Source organism: Ramlibacter sp., assembly GCF_036676645.1.
Taxonomy (GTDB): domain Bacteria; phylum Pseudomonadota; class Gammaproteobacteria; order Burkholderiales; family Burkholderiaceae_C; genus Ramlibacter.
The window spans coordinates 1-1,908 of the sequence record NZ_JAKFCM010000078.1 but is presented as its reverse complement, the minus strand read 5'-3'; the positions used below and the strand labels follow the sequence as shown (position 1 = coordinate 1,908).

The 1,908-nt window shown below is 68.8% G+C and carries 3 protein-coding genes; all 3 read right to left on the bottom strand.

The features are described 5' to 3' along the window. On the bottom strand, positions 1–1,033 hold a 1,033-nt coding region (locus tag V6M57_RS11545), incomplete at its 3' end, for an alkene reductase (RefSeq protein ID WP_332815140.1). Beyond that, positions 1,033–1,659, bottom strand: coding sequence for a nuclear transport factor 2 family protein (locus tag V6M57_RS11540; protein WP_332815139.1), 627 nt, complete (start codon positions 1,657–1,659; stop codon positions 1,033–1,035). The genes V6M57_RS11540 and V6M57_RS11545, both read right to left, overlap by 1 nt. Before the next feature lie 11 nt (positions 1,660–1,670). Further along, positions 1,671–1,908 (bottom strand): SDR family oxidoreductase (locus V6M57_RS11535; protein WP_332815138.1); only part of this gene is annotated, 238 nt, incomplete at its 5' end.

Genomic DNA, 1,908 nt, shown 5'->3' with positions numbered 1-1,908 from the left:
GTGTGTAGAGGGTGGAACGGTCGAACTCGGCAAGCGCGAGCTGCTTGCCCAGGCGCTGCACCAGGTCAGGGTTGGCAATGAAGTGGCGGGCGAAGGACACCGCCTCGCCTTGCCCTTGCTCCAACGCGCGGGCGGCACTGGGGCCGTCGAAGCCGTCGTTGATGATCACCCCGCCACGAAAATGCCGGCGTACCAGGGCGAAGGCATCCAGCCCGGGCTGCGGCGAACGGCTGACCTGGACATAGGCCAGGCCGAGCGGGTCCACGGCATCGAGCAAGGCGCCGTAGGTGGCGACTGGATCATCATCGTGCATGTCGTTGTAGGGGTTACCGGGGATGATGCGCAGGCCGACGCGACCGGCCCCTATGGCACCGGCCATGGCCTCCAGGCACTCCACAGCGAAACGCACGCGGGCGCGCAGGCTGCCGCCGTAGCCGTCACGGCGCTGGTTGCTGCAGGCCAGGAGGAACTGCATCGGCAGGTAGCCGCTGGAACAGTGCAGCTCCACCCCGTCGAAGCCGGCCGCGCGGGCGTTCAGCGCCGCCTGGCGATAGGCCTCGATGGTCGCGACGATCTGCGCCGCGCTCATTGCCTGGGGCACTTCCAGCGGCGCCATGCCCTGGCTGTCGGTAAACAGGCTGCCGCGCGCGGCCAGTGCCGAGGGCGCCAGGGTCAGGGCCGTGGCCGCCTTGTTGTGGCGGCTGGCCACCCGGCCGACGTGCATCAGCTGCAGCACCTGGCTGGCGCCGCCGTTGGCCCGCACCGCCGTGGTGACCGCACGCCAGGCCTCGACCTGGCGCAGCGTGGCGATACCCGGCGTGCGGCAATAGCCCTTGCCGTCGGCACAGGGATAGGTGCCCTCGGCGATGATCAGCCCGGCGCTGGCGCGCTGCCCGTAGTAGGCGACGTGCAAGGCATCGGGGGCGTCATCGGCATTGGCGCGGCTGCGCGTCATCGGCGCCATGACCATGCGGTTGGCCAGCTGCAGCTCGCCGAGCTGCAGCGGTTCGAACAGACGGGACAAGGCAGCCATCAGCGCACCCTCACCCGCGGCGCGGCCGAGCCGCGACGCATGCTGGCGAGGAAGGCGTCCAGCGCTGCCGGCTCGGCCACCTCGGGCAGCAGGTCGTCCGGCTTGTTGGCCCAGAACTCCTGCCAGCTCGGCCACAGCTGGTTCCAGCCGCCGTCGTAGGGTTCGCGGCCGGGCCAGCGCATCTTCTTGTCGCCGATCGGCGGCTTGTTCAGGTCGGTCGCGTACATATAGCAAGGCAGGCGGCGGCGGAAGTACCAGCGCCCGTCGATGCGCTGGTAGTCGTCCCAGTAGAGCATCTGCATGATCACCCACTCGGGGCCGGTCTCATGCTCGTTCTTCGAATAGACCACGCCGCAGGCGTGGTCGGCATCCTTGAACTCGATGATATGGCCGCCGATATGGTGACTGGTGGTGCTGAACTGGTTGCGCAGGGTGGCGTCGATCCAGCGCTTGAGGTGGGCGCGGCCGACCTGGTCCTGGCCGACCTTGATGTCCTCGGGGAACAGCCCGACCCAGGCGTCCAGGTCGCGCATATCCAGGGCCAGGGCGTACTTGGCCGGCAGCATGCGGATCTGCTCCAGCGATTCCAGACGATCCAGGCGGGCCTGCAGGCTCTGCTCGTTCATGGGCACTCCGCTTAGCGCTGCGATGAGATATTGCCGCCGTCGACGACGATCTCGGCGGCGTTGATATAGCTGGCTTCGTCCGACAGCAGGAAGCGCACCACCCGGCCCAGTTCCTCCGGCTGGCCAACGCGGCCGAGCAGGATGCGCCGCTCGAACATGCCCGGATGGGCCGCGACTATCGGCGCCACCATCGGCGTGAGGATCTGCCCCGGCGACACCGAGTTGACCCGGATGCCGTCCGCGCCCAGG